Origin of the sequence: Sporomusa sp. KB1 (genome assembly GCF_007830295.1) — a bacterium.
Taxonomy (GTDB): Bacteria; Bacillota; Negativicutes; order Sporomusales; family Sporomusaceae; genus Sporomusa.
Genome location: NZ_VLKC01000002.1, coordinates 4,541,437 through 4,559,054, shown reverse-complemented (window position 1 = coordinate 4,559,054; position 17,618 = coordinate 4,541,437). Strand labels below are relative to the sequence as shown.

At 44.3% G+C, this 17,618-nt stretch carries 17 protein-coding genes; 6 read left to right on the top strand and 11 right to left on the bottom strand.

The window, feature by feature from the left end; translation table 11 throughout:
- Window positions 1–206: 206 nt before the first annotated feature.
- The 8 genes from SALPA_RS25110 to SALPA_RS25080 form a co-directional block, all read right to left on the bottom strand.
- A complete protein-coding gene (locus tag SALPA_RS25110; protein WP_145100518.1) occupies window positions 207–1,373 on the bottom strand; it encodes an ABC transporter substrate-binding protein in 1,167 nt (388 codons plus the stop codon).
- Between the two features lie 347 nt (window positions 1,374–1,720).
- Window positions 1,721–2,533 carry a peptidoglycan editing factor PgeF gene (gene pgeF / locus SALPA_RS25105; protein ID WP_145100515.1) on the bottom strand — a complete coding sequence of 271 codons (813 nt, stop codon included), beginning with the start codon at window positions 2,531–2,533 and terminating at the stop codon, window positions 1,721–1,723.
- 225 nt (window positions 2,534–2,758) lie between these two features.
- The gene (gene fusA / locus SALPA_RS25100; RefSeq protein WP_145100512.1) at window positions 2,759–4,840 is read right to left on the bottom strand and encodes an elongation factor G; all 2,082 of its coding nucleotides are present in this window, start codon (window positions 4,838–4,840) and stop codon (window positions 2,759–2,761) included.
- Between the two features lie 2 nt (window positions 4,841–4,842).
- Window positions 4,843–5,001: a hypothetical protein gene (locus SALPA_RS30605; protein WP_222428113.1), complete on the bottom strand. Its 159-nt coding sequence runs from the start codon at window positions 4,999–5,001 to the stop codon at window positions 4,843–4,845.
- Between the two features lie 279 nt (window positions 5,002–5,280).
- A complete protein-coding gene (locus SALPA_RS25095) occupies window positions 5,281–5,799 on the bottom strand; it encodes a cob(I)yrinic acid a,c-diamide adenosyltransferase (protein ID WP_145100509.1) in 519 nt (172 codons plus the stop codon).
- Window positions 5,792–6,244: a nucleoside-diphosphate kinase gene (gene ndk / locus SALPA_RS25090; protein WP_145100506.1), complete on the bottom strand. Its 453-nt coding sequence runs from the start codon at window positions 6,242–6,244 to the stop codon at window positions 5,792–5,794. The genes SALPA_RS25095 and ndk overlap by 8 nt, the downstream gene beginning before the upstream one ends.
- Window position 6,245: 1 nt before the next feature.
- The gene (locus tag SALPA_RS25085) at window positions 6,246–6,767 is read right to left on the bottom strand and encodes a gamma carbonic anhydrase family protein (RefSeq protein WP_145100504.1); all 522 of its coding nucleotides are present in this window, start codon (window positions 6,765–6,767) and stop codon (window positions 6,246–6,248) included.
- 20 nt (window positions 6,768–6,787) lie between these two features.
- Window positions 6,788–7,552, bottom strand: a complete 765-nt coding sequence (locus tag SALPA_RS25080; RefSeq protein WP_145100501.1) for a fumarylacetoacetate hydrolase family protein — start codon at window positions 7,550–7,552, stop codon at window positions 6,788–6,790.
- Between the two features lie 306 nt (window positions 7,553–7,858).
- Between SALPA_RS25080 and SALPA_RS25075 the strand changes: the two genes are divergently transcribed.
- Window positions 7,859–8,659: a class D beta-lactamase gene (locus SALPA_RS25075; RefSeq protein WP_145100498.1), complete on the top strand. Its 801-nt coding sequence runs from the start codon at window positions 7,859–7,861 to the stop codon at window positions 8,657–8,659.
- Between the two features lie 162 nt (window positions 8,660–8,821).
- On the opposite strand, the gene htpX is transcribed toward SALPA_RS25075, so the two are convergent.
- The 3 genes from htpX to SALPA_RS25060 form a co-directional block, all read right to left on the bottom strand.
- Window positions 8,822–9,691, bottom strand: coding sequence for a zinc metalloprotease HtpX (gene htpX, locus SALPA_RS25070; protein ID WP_145100495.1), 870 nt, complete (start codon window positions 9,689–9,691; stop codon window positions 8,822–8,824).
- A 148-nt stretch (window positions 9,692–9,839) separates the two neighbouring features.
- Window positions 9,840–10,280 (bottom strand): type II toxin-antitoxin system RatA family toxin, encoded by a 441-nt coding sequence (locus SALPA_RS25065; protein WP_145100492.1) that lies wholly within the window; start codon window positions 10,278–10,280, stop codon window positions 9,840–9,842.
- 39 nt (window positions 10,281–10,319) lie between these two features.
- The gene (locus SALPA_RS25060; protein ID WP_145100489.1) at window positions 10,320–11,576 is read right to left on the bottom strand and encodes an acetylornithine/succinylornithine family transaminase; all 1,257 of its coding nucleotides are present in this window, start codon (window positions 11,574–11,576) and stop codon (window positions 10,320–10,322) included.
- A 194-nt stretch (window positions 11,577–11,770) separates the two neighbouring features.
- Here SALPA_RS25060 and SALPA_RS25055 point away from each other — a divergent pair, with 194 nt between their 5' ends.
- From SALPA_RS25055 to SALPA_RS29305, 5 genes are all read left to right on the top strand, one after another.
- Window positions 11,771–13,039, top strand: coding sequence for a DNA recombination protein RmuC (locus tag SALPA_RS25055; protein WP_145100486.1), 1,269 nt, complete (start codon window positions 11,771–11,773; stop codon window positions 13,037–13,039).
- 124 nt (window positions 13,040–13,163) lie between these two features.
- Window positions 13,164–15,044: a spore germination protein gene (locus tag SALPA_RS25050; RefSeq protein ID WP_145100482.1), complete on the top strand. Its 1,881-nt coding sequence runs from the start codon at window positions 13,164–13,166 to the stop codon at window positions 15,042–15,044.
- Complete coding sequence (locus SALPA_RS25045; RefSeq protein ID WP_145100479.1) at window positions 15,041–16,150, top strand: GerAB/ArcD/ProY family transporter; 1,110 nt, start codon at window positions 15,041–15,043, stop codon at window positions 16,148–16,150. Before SALPA_RS25050 ends, SALPA_RS25045 begins: the two co-directional genes overlap by 4 nt.
- Window positions 16,135–17,388: a Ger(x)C family spore germination protein gene (locus SALPA_RS25040; RefSeq protein WP_145100476.1), complete on the top strand. Its 1,254-nt coding sequence runs from the start codon at window positions 16,135–16,137 to the stop codon at window positions 17,386–17,388. The genes SALPA_RS25045 and SALPA_RS25040 overlap by 16 nt, the downstream gene beginning before the upstream one ends.
- On the top strand, window positions 17,388–17,552 hold the full coding sequence (locus SALPA_RS29305) for a hypothetical protein (protein ID WP_186451228.1): 165 nt from the start codon (window positions 17,388–17,390) through the stop codon (window positions 17,550–17,552). Before SALPA_RS25040 ends, SALPA_RS29305 begins: the two co-directional genes overlap by 1 nt.
- Window positions 17,553–17,618 lie beyond the last annotated feature (66 nt).

Below are 17,618 nucleotides of genomic sequence, written 5' to 3'. Positions count from 1 at the left end.
TTTTGACGTAAAATCTATTAATAGATATCTAATGTGTGAGTGAAGCTACTATTGGAGATGGAAAAAAGATCGCCACCTGACTTGAACTAATCAGATGGTGATCTTTTTTTGCCTTAACAGAAATGATAAACAGGATAAGAACAACATCCACTTCTACTGTCATCAAAGGCTGGGCGTAAGCCGTGTTTTCTTTATAGCAGCATCTGTTATGGTTTCACAGTCTCTTTATACACTTGCTTACCATCTTTCAATTCAATAATGACTGCGCTTCTAATTGCGTCGTGCGTCGAAGTCAAACTCATATCACCGCTTACGCTTTTGAAACCTTGGGTTGCTGCCAGAGCTTCCCTAATCTTGGCTGGTTCGGCGCTGTTAGCCCGTTTTATGGCATCTACCAGTAAGTAAGCTGCATCGTAACCCATAGCAGCCATAGAATCAGGAACTTGACCATATTCTTTCTTAAAAGCATCGACAAAGGCCATGGAGGCTGGATTAGTATCTTCTATTGAATAAAAGTTAGTGAAATGAGTATTATTTAAAGGTTGGGCACCACCAATTTCCAGCAATTTGGGAGAATCCCAGGCATCACCGCCCAAAAACGGTACAGTAATCCCCATTTCGCGGGCTTGCTTAATAATTTTACCTACCTCTTCGTAGTAGCCCGGAAGATATATAACTTCTGGATTGAGGCTCTTAATTTTAGTTAGAATAGCTTTAAAGTCTTGATCTTTTTGCAGATACGCTTCCTCGGCGATAATCTGTCCACCGTTTTTAGTGTAGGATTCCTTGAAAAACTGAGATAAACCTTTACTGTAATCACTGGAGTTGTCAATCAAGACAACGGCTGTTTTCACTTTAAGACTGTTGATGGCGAAGTTTGCTGCTACTGTACCTTGAAACGGATCTATGAAACAAGCGCGAAATACATAGTCTTTTGTTTTGCCTGAATTTTCGTCAAGGGTAACTTTCGGATTAGTAGTTGCTGCGGCTACAAGCGGGATTTTGTTTACTTCAGCGACTGTTGATCCGGCAATGCCGCAGGAACTAACAGTAAAGCCGGTTATAGCTACTACTTTATCCTGAGTAATGACCTTTGTTACAGCATTGGTAGATTCGGCTGGTTCACCCTTATTGTCGGCAATTATCGGTTGGATTTGTTTACCGAGAACACCGCCTTTGGCATTGATTTCTTTAAATGCCAATTTCGCACCGTTAGCTGCCGCAGTACCGAATGACGCAGTATTACCGGTAAGTTCGTACACTACACCGATTTTGAGGTCTTTGCTGGCGGTATCGCTGCAACCAGAGACTAAGCCGGCCAGCATTACTAGCATGGTTAACAAACAGGACATTTTTAATCCTAATTTTCTCATAGCTATTTCTTTCCTCCCCTATTATTCCAAAGTTCTAAGGATACCATATATCTACCTATATCACCTCCGCAGCGATTAGCTTTTGCGGCGAGTTAAGACTTCCGCCGCTGTAGGCGGCGTTTGTTCAGGTAGGGTAGACTCCCCGCCTGAACCCGCCGATGTTTCAGCTATGCTGAAACAAGTTCACTTATAAAAAAAGCTTTTTAGGGAGAAGGAATAAGTATCTCCCCAAAAAGCGCCTTTGCTGATCTTGCATCTAATTTTACTTGTACTTTTGTATGTTGTCAATATACATTAAGTTACGTTTAGTTATATTTGCGGAGTAAAACCGGCAGAACATTCACCAATTATAAAGCTATAATGGCGCCAATGCGTCCTGTTCGTCCGGCTTCAGCACGGTGAGAAAAGAAAATTTCAGTGTTGCAGGCGGTACATATGTCGCATACAGTGATAGTATTGTCGGGTACTCCGATTTCTCTAAGTTGGCGGCGATTGGCTTCCCATAAATTTAGTCGCCAACGGTTATTGTGAGGCTCCACAAGTTCTTCCCATTTATCGAAGTTATCTTTTAGCTTATTAATCACGACTTCGTCAACTTCATAGCAGCAGGAACCAATTGATGGCCCAATGCCTACCAGGCAATCGGCCGGGTTGGTGTTAAACTGCTGCTGCATGGCAAGTACTGTTTTTTGTGCTATTTTGCCAACCGTGCCTTTCCACCCGGCATGGCTAATGCCAACCGCTTTAGCTACCGGATCAACAATGAGTACAGGCACACAGTCGGCAAAGAACAGCATAAGTGGCAGCCCTGGCACGTTAGTGATAAGGGCATCCGTACCTTTAATAGCTTCATGATAATGTTTAGCGCCGCGACCCGCATCTGCAGCTGTAACTTGCTTAACCACAACACCATGTATCTGTTCGGCAGTGACCACTTTGTCCGCTGACAGACCTACTGCTTGACAAAAAAGCTGCCTGTTATTCCAAACTGTCTCAGCGTCGTCACCAGTATGTAGTCCTAAGTTCAGGCTAAGAAACGGCGCTGTGCTGTGACCACCCAGCCGTGTAGATATACCATGCCTGATACCTAACGCAGCAAAGCTGGTGAATATTCCGTACCAAACTTTATTTACACTTTGTTTCAACATAAATTCACCCATATAGTAACCCTCCGTAAAATACTAATGTTACTCCTATTTTACACAAATATAGCTACAAGCGCAAAATTTGATTACTGCTGTATACAACGTGCTGAAAATTTTTGCAGGCTGGTGGTGTGTTGGCAAAACGGAAGTCAAACGCCATGGTGGAGCGTTGTCAATCTTACAAATATAAAAAACCTTGGCAGACGTTTATCCCGTGCCAAGGTTTTTTTCGCTTAGTTGCTAGGCTTCTTCTATTTTATCTTTCTTAGCATTAGCAATAATCGCTTCCGCAATACGCGCCGGAACATCTTCGTAATGGGAGAAATTCATATCAAAAGAGCCCCGCCCCTGGGTAATGGAACGCAAGTCAATGCTGTAACGAAACATTTCTGCCAATGGTACCTGGGCTTTGACCCGGCCTAAGCCGCCCCCGATAGGCTCCATGCCTTGAATCCGCCCTCGCTTGGTATTAAGATCGCCAATGACATCTCCCATATAGGATTCAGGCACGATAACTTCTATGGCATAGATGGGCTCAAGTAAAACAGGCTTGGCTTGTAATACCCCTTTGCGCAAAGCCAACGTGCTGGCAATTTTAAAGGCCATTTCTGATGAGTCGACCGTATGATACGATCCATCGGTTAACGTTACCTTAACATCAACCATCGGATAACCGGCGAGCAGGCCGCCGGCTAATGCCTCTCTTACCCCTTTTTCAACAGCCGGGATATACTGGCGAGGTACCGATCCGCCAAAAATAGAGTCAACAAACTCAAAGTCAGCGCCTGGTGCTAACGGGTCAAGCTGCAGCCAGACATGACCGTACTGACCATGTCCTCCGCTTTGCTTTTTATGCTTGCCTTCTACTTTGGCTGAGCCTCGAATGGTTTCGCGGTAAGGTACTTTGGGGGTTGCAAGCAGTGTTTCGACGCCAAACTTGCGCTTCATGCGCTCAGACATAATATCCAAATGCAGTTCGCCCATGCCTGAAATAAGCAACTGATGGGTTTCCACATTCTTATATACTTTAAATGTAGGATCCTCGTCCATGAGGCGGGCCAACGCCTGACCAATCTTATCCTCGTCGCCTTTATTCTTAGCCTCAATAGTTCTGGTGAACATTGGCTTAGGATAGGCAATTGATTCAAACAGAATAGGTTTATCTTTGTCGCAGAGCGAATCGCCAGTAGCCGTTTCCTGTAGTTTCGCCACCACAACAATATCGCCGGCATATATATTCGAAATTGGCTCTTGATGTTTACCACGCAAGGTAAAGATTGAACCGATACGCTCTGACTTTTCTTTGGTGGCGTTATACAAGGTACTGTCTGGCTTCATACTGCCTGAGAACAGACGAATATAGCTTAGGCGGCCGACAAACGGGTCGGCAGTGGTTTTAAATACCATTGCCGAAACTGGATCGGCAGCGCTTCTTTCAATAGGATCCTTGCTTACCGGATGATAGCCGAGAACCGGCGTGGCCTCTGGAGATGGCAGACAGCTGATAATAGTGTCCAATGCTTGTCGCACACCAATATTTTTAAGAGCTGAACCGCAAAGTACCGGAAATACTTTGGCTTGGGCAATACCAGCCAATAAACCGGTGTTTATTTCTTCATTGCTCAACTCTTCTCCTTCAAGGTATTTCGTTAACAGCTCATCATTTCCTTCGGCAGCTGCTTCAATAAGTGCCGCTCTTGCTTCCTGGGCTTGCTCCAGCATATCTGCCGGGATATCTATCTCAGTACATTCTTTACCATTTTTCGCCGCTAAATAAGCTTTCATGGTAAGCACATTAACAATGCCGTTAAAACTATCCTGGGCCCCAATAGGCAATTGAACCGGGATAACGCCATTGCCGAATTTTTCTTTCATACTTTCGACAACACTATAAAAGTCAGCGTTTTCCCGGTCCATTTTGTTAATAAATCCTATCCGTGGTAAAGATAATTCATTGGCATAGTTCCATACTTTTTCGGTTTCCACTTCGACGCCGGCAGCGGCGCACAGAACAATGAGCGCACTATCTACAGCACGTAGAGCGCCCTTAACTTCAGCTACGAAATCAGCATAGCCGGGAGTATCAACAAAATTTATCTTATGATCGCGCCACTCACAAGGCGCCAAAGCCGTACTAATTGTTACTTTCCGTTTTACCTCTTCCGGTTCAAAGTCAGTTGTCGCCGAACCATCATCAACACGTCCTAAACGGTTAACCGCGCCAGAATTAAATAGCATGGCTTCTGTTAAGGATGTCTTACCGGCTCCACCGTGGGCTACAATTCCAACATTTCTCAACTTGTCGCTCTTGTACTCTTTCATGGCTAGTCCCCTCCTGTTGTGGTCTGCTTAAATTCATTACTGACATATGCTTTTTCTAGTTCTCTGTTTACTGTAAATATTCCTTCTTTTCTGTCTATTTTGTTTAGGTTAAAATGAGCAATTTTTCTATTATTTATTCCATATTTATAATTTTTTTCCAAAATATATACCAAGAATAAAAATCAACAAAATTATTGGAAACTTCCAGTACATACAAAAAGAGCTACTGCATCACAATAGCTCTTTTTGTATCTATCTGCTCTATCCTTTCAAGAACATACGCATCAATTTACGCAGCGGTCCTGGCAGTGACATTACATAAAAACGAAAATTCACAGTGCTCGCCCCCTCATTTTAGCTATTATCTATAGCTAATGCATCTTTATGCTGTCGATATAGTTTATGCGGAGCGAAGAAAATTGTGCCTTACCTGCTAACAGCTATTTGGTACTTTCGGCCTCAAAACGGGATAATACAAAACAAAAATCTGACAGACGATTTAGGCTGATAAGTAAAGGTTCTGTGACGCCAGCATCAGTCTCAGCTTCCTTGAACCGTAAGGTCTGGCGTTCAGCCCGCCTGGTTACTGTTCTTGCCAAATCCAGTGCTGCAGCTCCCGGAGTATCGCCGGGGATAATAAAACTTTTTAGCGGCGGCAGCTTGGCATCAAACTCATCAATCATTTGTTCCAGTGTTATAACATGGTCATTCGTTACATATTGCTCTTTATCACCGCCACTGGCTAAATCGGCCATAATCAACATCAGCAGTTTCTGTAGTTTTACTATGGCTTCTTTGACCTCTTGCCTGGTACAATTAGCGCGGGCTAAGCCTAATGCTGAATTAATTTCATCGACAGTACCATAGGCTTCTACTCTGGCACTGGTTTTCTTAACTCGCTCGCCAGTTAGGAGACCAGTTGTTCCTTTGTCCCCGGTTTTAGTATAAACTTTACTCATAACAATCCTCCCAGTGATACTGAACAATTTCCTGTTCAGTAAAATAAATAGCTATCTCTCGTGCCGCGCTATCGGCGCTATCGGAACCATGTACAATATTATAGGACATAACCTTAGCATAGTCGCCACGAATGGTTCCTGGCAGTGCATCAACTGGATTGGTCGGCCCCATCATGGTTCTGACTACTTTAACGGCATTAGATCCGGTTAGTACCATGGCTACTACCGGTCCGGAAGTAATAAATTTGACAAGAGCCGGGTAAAATGGTTTGCCGATATGCTCAGCATAATGCTTTGCAGCCATTTCAGGCGTTAATTGAAGCAATTTAAGCGCTGAAAGCAACAAGCCTTTACGTTCAAATCGATGAATAATTTCACCGCAAAGCTTTCTTTGTACCGCATCAGGTTTTAAAAGCACCAGGGTATTTTGGGCGATATCACTCATGTTATGTACTACTCCTCATATAGTTTTGGGCGATTTCAGCATATTTTAAAGCCGAGTTGCGTATGGCTTCAATCTCTTCCGGGCTGACCTGGCGGATGATTTTGCCAGGTGAACCCATAACTAACGAATTGGGTGGAATCTTTTTACGTTCAGTAATCAGGGATCCAGCTCCAATAATACAGTTTTCACCAATCTCGGCATAGCCTAATAGAATGGCTCCCATACCGATCAAGCAGTTATCAGCTACGGTACAGCCGTGGAGTATTACGTTATGACCCACTGTAATATAATCACCAATAATGCAGGGAAAGTCATACATAACATGTACCGTACAATTATCCTGAATGTTAGTATACTGGCCAATCTTTATCGGGTTAATATCGCCTCTGACAACTGTGTTATACCAAACACTGGAGTTTTTTGCAATCGACACATCCCCGATAACTCTTACTCCCGCAGCTAGAAACACGCTGTTGTCAATTTCCGGACTCAAGTCTTTATATCGAAAAAGTGAACTTTCCAAGCAACCAATCACTCCTCTTCTCAGCCAGACACGATACTATTATTCAAACAACCAATCCCCTCAATCTCAACAGTAACCGTATCTCCCACCTGCATCGGGCCTACTCCTGAAGGTGTGCCTGTCAGGATGACATCACCAGGATATAAGGTCATAACCTGGCTAATGAACGCTACTAATTTAGGAACAGTAAATATCAGATTAGACGTATTAGAAGACTGTTTTACCTCCCCATTAAGTAAAAGCATAATAGCGACGTTATGTGGATCAAGCTCAGTCTCTATGCATGGGCCTAACGGCAAAAAGGTATCAAACGACTTACCGCGTGTCCATTGACTGTCCTTCATCTGAATATCGCGGGCAGTTACATCATTGGCACAGGTATAACCTAATACATACTCAAAGGCTGTTTCGACAGGAACTTTACGCGCTTCCTTCTTAATTACAACGGCCAATTCACCTTCATAGTGAAGGTTCTTCGAGATTGATGGATACTCGACAGTGCCGCCAGGATGATTTAATGCCGAGGATGGCTTAAGAAATAGTAATGGCTCTTCCGGCAATGGAAGATTCATTTCCCGCGCATGATCGTGATAATTAAGACCAATGCACACGGCTTTGCTTGGTACACAGGGTGCCAGCAATTTTACATTCTCCAGAGGTAGTCTTTTGCCGGTTTCAGTGAAAGTATCGCTAAATATATCGCCACTTAGCACATGAATCTGGTTGTCTGCTGCTAAAACTCCATAGCTAACCGTGTTGTCAATTTCAAATCGTACTATTTTCATAGCCAGCCTCCCTTGTATTAAAAACTAGTATATTTTTTCCCTACCTATTAGCCTATATCCTGCAAAAGGATTCTGCTAACTACAAAAATTTAGCAGTTTTTTTGATTTGCAGTTTATATGGGTCCCTGAGCAAAGCTTGCATTCAACATTTATTGGGTATAACATTAAAGTACTATTGCAGTGTTATATGAAGATGATCTTATGCTAGTACAAAGCGAATTCTCTTTGGCCCGATTACTAGTAGAAATTGGTGCTAGCATCAGATTATACTTGATTATTGAAGGAACGATTAGGAGGAATGACTAAGTGAAAAAAATTCTTGTGCTCATATTGTGCGCAGTGGCTCTCAACCTTACACTAAGTAGTGCGAGTGCGGCCGAAATTACTATAAGGAATGATTTTGAGAAATATTTTGCAGGCTTTACCGGTACCTTTGTTATGTATGACCCGGCAAACGATCACTATGTGATCTACAACGAATCACAAAGCAAAAAAAGACTCTCCCCTTGCTCAACCTTTAAGATTTACAATTCCCTCATTGGACTTGAAACAGGTGTGTTAGATCAGGAGGATGTCTTCACCCTGTTTAAATGGAACGGAACAAAGTACGATTTTCCCCACTGGAACCATGACCACACGCTGGCCTCTGCAACCCAAGAGTCAGTGGTCTGGTACTTCCAGGAGCTGGCGTCCCGTATAGGACAAGAGCGCATGCAGGAGTACCTAAACAAAATTGATTACGGCAATCGAGACATATCCGGCGGATTGACCACTTTCTGGCTACGATCTTCCTTGCAAATCTCGGCAATAGAACAAGTAAACTTACTTAATAAACTATTTGCCAATCAATTGCCGTTCTCAGCAAGCACACAAGAGATAGTAAAAAAGAACATCACGTTATCAGACAGTAATGGCATCAAATTTATGGGCAAAACTGGCTCAGGGTTTGCGGATGGAAAGTGGATTTCAGGCTGGTTTGTCGGTTGTATAGAAAAACATGGTCAACGATATATTGTCGCAACCAATATTGAAGCATTAGACGGAGCAACCGGCGGCAAAGCCAGAGAAATAACCAAGATGATCGCCAAAGAACTTAATCTCTTGTAATCCTGTCATTGCCGCCGATTTTTACGACGAGTTCCCGACTAGCATACAGCATTGGGGCCAACTAAGTTAGAAACCCCAATTCTCCATCAGTCCGTCAACCATGCCAAGTATAAAGAGAAGGAGCATATCACAATGATATGCTCCTTCTTCTTATGCTTGCTGTTACCTTGTTTTTTTTGCCTGTTCTTCCAATTTAGCCACTCTATCAGCTGTTGACGGGTGGGTGCTGAATAGACTAACCATCATGCCGCCTGCACCGCTAAACGGGTTAATGATAAAGAGATGAGAGGTAGCAGGAGTAGCTTCAGCCATTACCCGGTGTTGGGCAAAGTATTCAATCTTCTTAAGAGCACTGGCTAGTGCTAATGGATTGCCGGAAATAGAGCCTCCTGTTTGGTCAGCCAGATATTCGCGCGAACGAGAGACACCAAGCTGGATAAGAGTAGCAGCTAGCGGTGCCAGTACAACCAGGAAGACAAACTCAATAATACCGCCGATACCGCCCCCCTCCTCATCATCGCCACGACCCAGGCCGAAGATGGCTGTCCATTGTGCAATATTAGCAATCATGGTGATGACACCAGCCAGACTAGCAACAATAGTGCTAATCAAAGTGTCACGGTTTTTGATATGAGACAATTCGTGAGCGACAACGCCTTCTAACTCTTCATAGTTGAGCGCGCGCATAATACCTGTTGTCACAGCGACAGCAGCATGCTCAGGATCACGACCGGTGGCAAAGGCATTAGGCACATCTGTATTGATAATATAAACCTTAGGCATCGGCAGTTTGGCCTTTTGCGCCAAATTGCTCACCATGCGGATTAAGTCTGGGGCATCTTGGGGCGTAACCGCTTGCGCACCATACATATTGAGTACAATTTTATCACTAAACCAGTAGCTGGCAAAGTTCATCAAAATCGAAATAACAAACATGAACGTCATGCCTTTAGTGCCACCAAAAAAGGCACCAACTGCAATTAGTAAACCTGTTAGTGCAGCAAGTAAAACAGTAGTCTTAAGCGTGTTCATTAAGACACCTCCATAGCATATATTTTATTCTATAGTAAACTTTACCGTCTTAACTATTCCACGCTAGCTAAAGATGACATCGCTCCTCCATTCTTTTTATGAATCTATATTAATTATAAGTGATTAACTTATAATTAACAACAAGCATTTAAGCCCGATTTTCCATGCGTTCCTTGATGGCGGTCAACATATTCATACTGTTGTCCCGTACCTTTCTCTTAAGAATCGGATTAAGCAATCCCGCAATCATCGGAATGCCAAATTCAAAATCAACGGTTAGTTTGATCTCGGTGCCGCTGGCAATTGGTGTTAATATCCATTCGCCCTGAAATCTTTTTAAATCGCCTTCGGTTTGTTTATAGCTAATATGCATATTGGTATCATCAAAATTATCAAGCTCAGTCCACTTGATAATTCGACCATCTACATTTGATACCCATTTCGTTATGGTGGTATTGTCTTTTCGTTCAATAACCTCAACGCTAACCAAATCAGCCATAAACTCGGGGTATTTCTCCATATCCTTTAAAATAGGATAAATTTGGCTGCGATCAGCGTTAACAGGCAAAGTCACTTCTACATACGGCATATTCATTTCCTCCTGTCCAATTATGCTATTTATGCAAAACTATAGGTCTTCCAGCATATCCTGTGCCTTTACTAATGCACTTGACAAAGCTGAAATGACATAATCAATCTGCTCCTGCTCAATGATAAGCGGCGGTTCAATTCGCATAACTTTAGGATTGTTAAGTGTGTACGCAATAAGAACACCTTTGTCAATCATTTCAGACATGATTAACCCGCCAATACCTTCTTTAGTCAGTTCTATGCCAATCATCAGACCCTTGCCGCGTACTTGGGCTATTACCTCAGGGTACGTCTTGGCTAGCTCTGTTAGCTTACCCATAAAATAGTGACCGCTTTGTTCAGCCCGCTTAAGTAGGCCCTCCTCGCGGATAACGCTGACAGCGGCGATAGCAGCTGCACAGGCCAGTGGGTTGCCGCCAAAGGTTGAGGTATGCAAAAACGGACTGGTGATGTACTTATCCCAGACCTTTGGCCGCGCTGTAAACGCACCAATAGGCATAATACCGCCGCCTAAGGCTTTAGCGGTTGTTATAATATCAGGCACCACACCATAGTGCTCAACCGCAAACATCTTGCCGGTACGGCCTAACCCGGTTTGTACTTCATCACATAACAGCAGTGCTCCTGTTTTGTCACAGATCTCACGTACTGCAGGCAGATAGGTATCAGGAGGGACAATGATTCCCCCTTCGCCCTGAATGGGTTCAATAATGACAGCTGCTGTCTCCTTGTCCACAACTTGGGCTAAAGCATCAATATCACCAAATGGCACATGACTAAAGCCCGCAAGCAGCGGTTGAAACGGCTCCCGGAACATTTCCCGTCCAGTAGCACTCAGGGAGCCTAGTGTTTTGCCATGAAACGAATTGGTGGTAGCAACAAACTTACTCCGGCCGGTGTGGACCCGTGCCAGCTTGAGACTGCCTTCTACTGCTTCCGTTCCACTGTTGACGATGAAGCTATATTGAAGGTCACCAGGCGTTATTTCAGCCAGAAGTTCTGCCAAATCAGCCATCGGCTTATCAAATAACACCTTACTTGATAGCGGCATGAAATCTAGTTGGCGCTTAACAGCCTCAACCACTTTGGGGTGACGGTGTCCCAGACTAAATACCCCATAGCCCCCCAGACAGTCGATATATTCCTTACCGCCAATGTCCTTGATAATAGTACCTTCGGCCTCCCATTCAATGGTAGACAGCCCCATGAATCGGAACAGTTTGGCCATAGCCGGGTTAATATATTGCTCATACTTGTTAATTGTTTGGTTTATCATTTGTTCTTTATTAGACATATAAACCCTCCTTGTAAAGTCAATGCCACAATTTATAAAAATCTACACATGACATTATTTTCTATTAATATCAAAAGAACTCCTGCTTTATTCAAAAAAAGCAGACATAAGTGAAATTTCTAGTTGACAACAGGATTTGCCCTTACTCGTCTTGAATAAGAAAGAGCTAACTAAGTTAAGGGATGGTGTAACTAATGAATGACATATTTGCTGCAATCACGCTGCTTTTACTCTTCGGTAACGGCGGATTACTCTTACTGCTGCTAGTAAAGGCTAACAAGGCTGGGAGTCCAGACTTGACGCCGTTCAAGCAACTCGCCTATAATCAGGAACGCCTTGAGGCCATGCTGCGCGATGAACTGGGAAAAAATCGCCAGGAACTGGCTTTTACGAGTAAAATACTGCGGGAAGAACTGGCAGGCCAGCTGCATGAATTTACGAATAGTAATGACCAGCGATTTACGCGTCTTATTCAGCTTAATGAACAAAGACTTGACAAACTCCGTGAGACAATTGAAGTCAAACTTATGGATATTCAAAATGATAACAGCAAAAAACTTGAAGCAATGCGGGCAACGGTAGATGAAAAACTGCATGCAACGCTAGAAAAACGGTTGGGGGAGTCGTTTCAACTTGTGAGCGAGCGTCTGGAACAAGTGCACAAAGGGTTGGGAGAAATGCAGCAGCTGGCGTCCGGGGTCGGAGATCTCAAGAAAGTCTTGTCCAACGTTAAAACCCGTGGCATCTGGGGTGAAATGCAGCTTGCCTCGCTATTAGAACAAGTCCTAACCCCTGAGCAGTATTCTGCCAATGTGGCAACAAAGCGTGGCAGCCAGGACCGGGTAGAATTTGCCGTATGCCTGCCAGGCAAAGATAGTAATGATACTCCTGTGTGGCTGCCCATTGACGCCAAGTTTCCCCAGGAAGATTATCAACGGCTGTTAGAAGCCCAGGATATGGCTAATGCCGAACTGGCCGCCGCTGCTGCGGCCAGTTTAGAGACCAGGATTCGTCTGGAAGCTAAAACCATCAAAGATAAGTATATTGATCCGCCCAATACTACTGACTTTGCTATTATGTTTCTGCCTATCGAAGGATTATACGCCGAAGTATTACGGCGTCCTGGACTATGTGACAGCCTACAGCGGGAATATCGTATTAGTATTACAGGTCCAACTACGCTGGCGGCGTTATTGAATAGTCTGCAAATGGGATTTCGGACATTGGCGATTGAAAAACGATCAAGTGAAGTCTGGGGCCTTCTGGGCGCTGTAAAAACAGAGTTTGGTAAGTTCGGCGATGTTCTTAGTAAGACCAAGGAAAAGCTGGATCAGGCCAGCAAACAAATTGACGCTGCTGCCGTACGCACCAGAGCCATTGAACGGAAACTTAAGGACGTTGAACAACTGCCCGCAGCAGATGCTGTTCGTATCCTGGGACAATATGATAGTAATCAAGAGTAAAGCAAAAGCACATCCAACCATGGTTGGATGTGCTTTTGCTTTACTCTCAGAACTACTCACATAATAATTAAACTGCTTTTTGGTAATAATAACCACAAAATAGTTCGAAAGGAGGAACGCTGCTATGGAGACTATCTTTTCTAAAACCTACAAATATTTGAAAAACATCCTTGTCTATCAGCCACCGCATACTCCTACTCCCTTTGTATTAGATGATAGGTTAGACCAAAAGCAACAAAACAGCAGTTTGCGCTTAGAAAACGGACTTGTGGGGCCGGCGGAGGAACTTCAGATACTTTTGCGCCAAGCCAAACAGCTAAAAGAAGTCTTAGAAATGGCGGCTAAACATCTTAAACCAGGTCAGTTTACTCATCTAAAACAAATGAAAGCTGTGGTTAAAAAACTGGCAGCGATTAAGGCAGAGCGTTCTCCTGTCAGACTAGCTTATGACGCCGCAAGTCACCCGGATAACAGGCAGGTGAGTGGTGTGCTTGCCGAAAACCGCGCGCTGCTGGAAAAACTATACAAGCTGCCGCACAACAGAGATCTTATTATTCGTAATCTTATTTTGCCTTTTGCCCCGCCGATAAAAGCTATGCTGGTGTTTTTAGATGGTATGGTTGATAGTAAAACACTCAATCTGGCTGTTTTACAGCCATTAATGCTTTTCTCGGCTGATCATGTGCGAGAAGGCGGTGCTCCTGGCGGTCTTACCGCTCAGATTATCGAGGAATGTTTACCTGCCAACCAAATCAACAAAGCCATAGATTACCAATCTGTCCAGCATGGTATCAACAGTGGGGATACCGCACTCTTCGTTGATGGTGTTCCTGAAGCTGTCTTAATTAACACCAGAGGTATGGTGCAGCGCGGCGTAAATAAACCTACAACAGAGCAAACGGTGCGCGGATCACAGGCAGCTTTTAGTGAAGGGCTGCGCATTAATACTGCCTTGATTCGCGGTACGTTAAAGAGCAGTGAGCTTGTTACCGAGATCCTATCTGTCGGCAAAAGAACCAATACCAGCTGTGCCATTATGTATTTAGAGTCTGTGGCCAATCCGTTGCTCGTAGCTGAACTAAAGCGCCGGATTGAGGGAATTTCTACCGACTATATGGGAGATATCGGGTCGCTCCAGCAGTTCATTGAGGATCATCCTGGCAATCTGTTTCCCCAGGCCCTTTCAACGGAACGGCCTGACCGGGTGTGTGTGCATCTGGCCGAAGGCCGGGTAGCCTTTATACTTGATGGCGTGCCGCTTGCCCATGTTGTGCCTGTCAACTTTTTTACATTCTTTCATTCAGCAGAAGATTTCTCGCTTAAAGCAATTGCAAGTACTGGGCTGCGTATATTGCGTCTTGCTGCTGCCTTTATTATGCTATTACTGCCTTCTTTCTATTTGGCAATTAACTATTTCCATCAGGAGGCACTACCTACCGAGATTGCTCTGGCTATTGCCGGCGCCCGCGAAAGAGTACCATTTCCCGCACTCATTGAGATTGTCCTCATGGAATTTTCTTTTGAACTTATTCGGGAAGGAGGATTGCGGATTCCAGGAGTGCTGGGGTCGACAATCGGAATTGTCGGTGCGCTTATTCTGGGGCAGGCCGCGGTTACTGCCAATATTGTCAGTCCGATTGTAGTTATTATTATCGCCTTATCAGGACTTGCTTCCTTCGCTATTCCTGATTTTCAGATGGCACTGGCTTTCCGCATTTTCCGCTTTCTCATGCTTATGCTGGCAGCGGGATTAGGCTTAGTCGGCGTTGCTTCCGGGTTACTACTGCTTGTACTCTTATTATGCAGTATGAAATCTTTCGGTATGCCGTATATGCTGCCAATAGCTCCCCGGGTGGAGGGCAACCTGGATGTGGTGGTGCGCGGTCCCGTGTTTCAGCAAGAGAAACGACCAGACGGTTTGGATACCAAAGATACTATAAGGCAGCCTGCCGTAAGTCGCGAATGGCTAAAGGAAAAACCACTAGGAGGACAAGATAAGCCATGAGTTATCAACCTGGACGCATGGGTATGGCTGAGGGAATGGCCTTAGTATTTATTATACTCTTGCCTCGTATTTTTCTGACATCACCTGCCAATGACGCCGCAGATGTCGCTACTGCCAGCTGGTGGGTAGGCATTGTTGCCGGCTTACCCGCGATCTTGACCATTATCGCCTGGGTTTATATTTTGCAGCAGACGCCTGGCGACCTTTATAGCGTTTCTGAACAGCTGATAGGACGTGTTGGTGCATGGGTAGTGACAAGCGTATGCATTGTTATTTTCTTTCTTAACGCAGCGCTCTTACTGCGCCAATTTGCCGAGAATACCTTACTTACAGCCTTACCCAAAATGGAGTTTAATTTCATTGTCGGCTGGTATGCTTTTATCGCTGCACTAGGTGCACGCTTAGGACTGGAAGTATTGGCACGCGGAACCTACTTGTTATTGCCGATAAGCGTTTTTAGTTTACTAATAGTCCTGCTCTTATTAGCTCCCAATTATGACATTTATAATCTAGCTCCCTGGCAGGGTTACGGGCTTCTACCTTCACTCAAACAGGGAATGTATGGAGCAGGTACCAACTTTGGCGCGCTGGTTCTTGTGATTGTTGCACCTGCTATGCAGAATGTCCGAACTTTTAAATGGGCTAGTATCTTTGGAATAATGGGCTGTGTCTTGCTCAAGGCATTTTCCATGATGGTATTCATCATAGTATTTGGAGTGGCCGTGGCAAGTGAAAAAACACTACCTTTTTTTGAGATGTCACGCTTAGTATATTTGAGCCGCTACCTGCAACGGATTGAGTCATTATTTATCATACTGTGGGTTATTGTAGGGTTGCTGGGAATTGCTATCAGCCTTTATATGGGAGCCTATTTAATTACCCGTTTATTGAAGCTGCCAGCCCTTAAACCACTCATTCCGCTCTTGGCTTATATCATTGCGCAGCTAGCCATGATACCACCTGATATTGCCACCGTTATTCGCCTGGATGAGTTTGTAGTAGCTAACTTCTTTACCACTACTCTATTTTCCCTTACACCGCTGCTGCTGGTAGCGGCGATGGTGAAGACTAGCAAAAAGGGGGGCCAGTCGTGTTCTGCCGATTGACTATATTATCTTTAGGCTTAGCCGTATGCCTTATACTATCAGGTTGTTCCGGTGCTAAGGAAACCGACGAAGTGGCCTATGTTTTGGCTGTTGGTGTTGATTATCTGCCAAACGAACAGATAAATATTACCTATCTGATTGCTATTCCCAGGGCACTAGGCACTAGTGGAAGTGGCAGTAATGCAGACCGTGACAAAAGCGTGGTTATTACTACCATCAAGGCTCCCTCCCTAGCCGAAGGCCAGTCTTTGCTCGGCGCCTCAATTGGCCGGGCCCCTAATTTATCCCATGTTAAGGTATGGATCGTCAGTGAAGAATTAGCACGACAGGGACTAGAGAATTTAGTAGGACCACTCCTCCGGTTTCGTGAATTTCGCGGATCTATGTTTATGATGGTGGTTCGTAATACAGCACAGGAATTTATCAACAAAAATAAGCCGTCAATTGAAGTATTACCTTCACGCTGGATTGAAGGTCTCTTGTTATCAGGGAGTGAGACCGGCTATTTACTGCCTACGCATGTTCATGAATTTTATAATCGACTAAAGACTACGAGCGGCGCTCCCTATGCCGTGTTGGCGGGAATTAATCCCTTATCAGGTACAGACAGGCCTACAGCCAACCCAATCCCACCAGAACGAGCAAAAGAGTATTTGCCCGGCGATATACCGCGTGAAGGCGGTAATCCTGCCGCTGTTATTGGTACGGCTGTATTTAAGGGTGGCAAACTGGCAGGGATGCTGACTAATGAAGAAACACGCATGATGGCTATTCTTATGGGGAATTTTCCTAAAGGCTTCTTAACTATAATTGATCCCAAAAAACCCGAGCGGAATGTGCATATTCTTTTCCGGCTAGGCAAAGATCCACAAATTAATGTTGGCTTCGTAAATAACCGGCCTGTTATTGATATTGATGTGCTGTTAGAAGGCGAACTCACCAGTATTGCCAGCGATATTAACTATGAATCCGAGGATAACAGGAAACTTCTGGAACAAGAAGTGTCAAAAACCATCAAGCTAGAAATGGTAGATATGCTTAACCATACGCAAGCGCTGGAAACTGATGTTGTTAATTTTGGCCGCTACTTCCGACCTAAGTTCCAGACCTATGATGAGGTTGCCAGTTTTAATTGGAACAGCCTTTATCCTGAGGCTGAAATTCATGTCCAAATCAATACTAAAATCCGTCGTACCGGACTAATGTTTAAGAGCATGCCGATAAGGGGTAATGACTAATGAATTATATCAACCTCGTTATAGGTGCTGTCATTGGTTTTCATGCCTTGACATATGCCCGTTGGCTGAAAAATAACGGCAATATATTGGGGGCAATTGGAATAGCTATCTTGGTTCTGACCGGTCTGGCTCTGTCATTGCTGCATATGTTCAAGGAAAATTAGAACATCATTTTGAGAAAAAACATGCTATACCACAAAAGCAGGAGATATCTTGCAAATTTGGTAGGA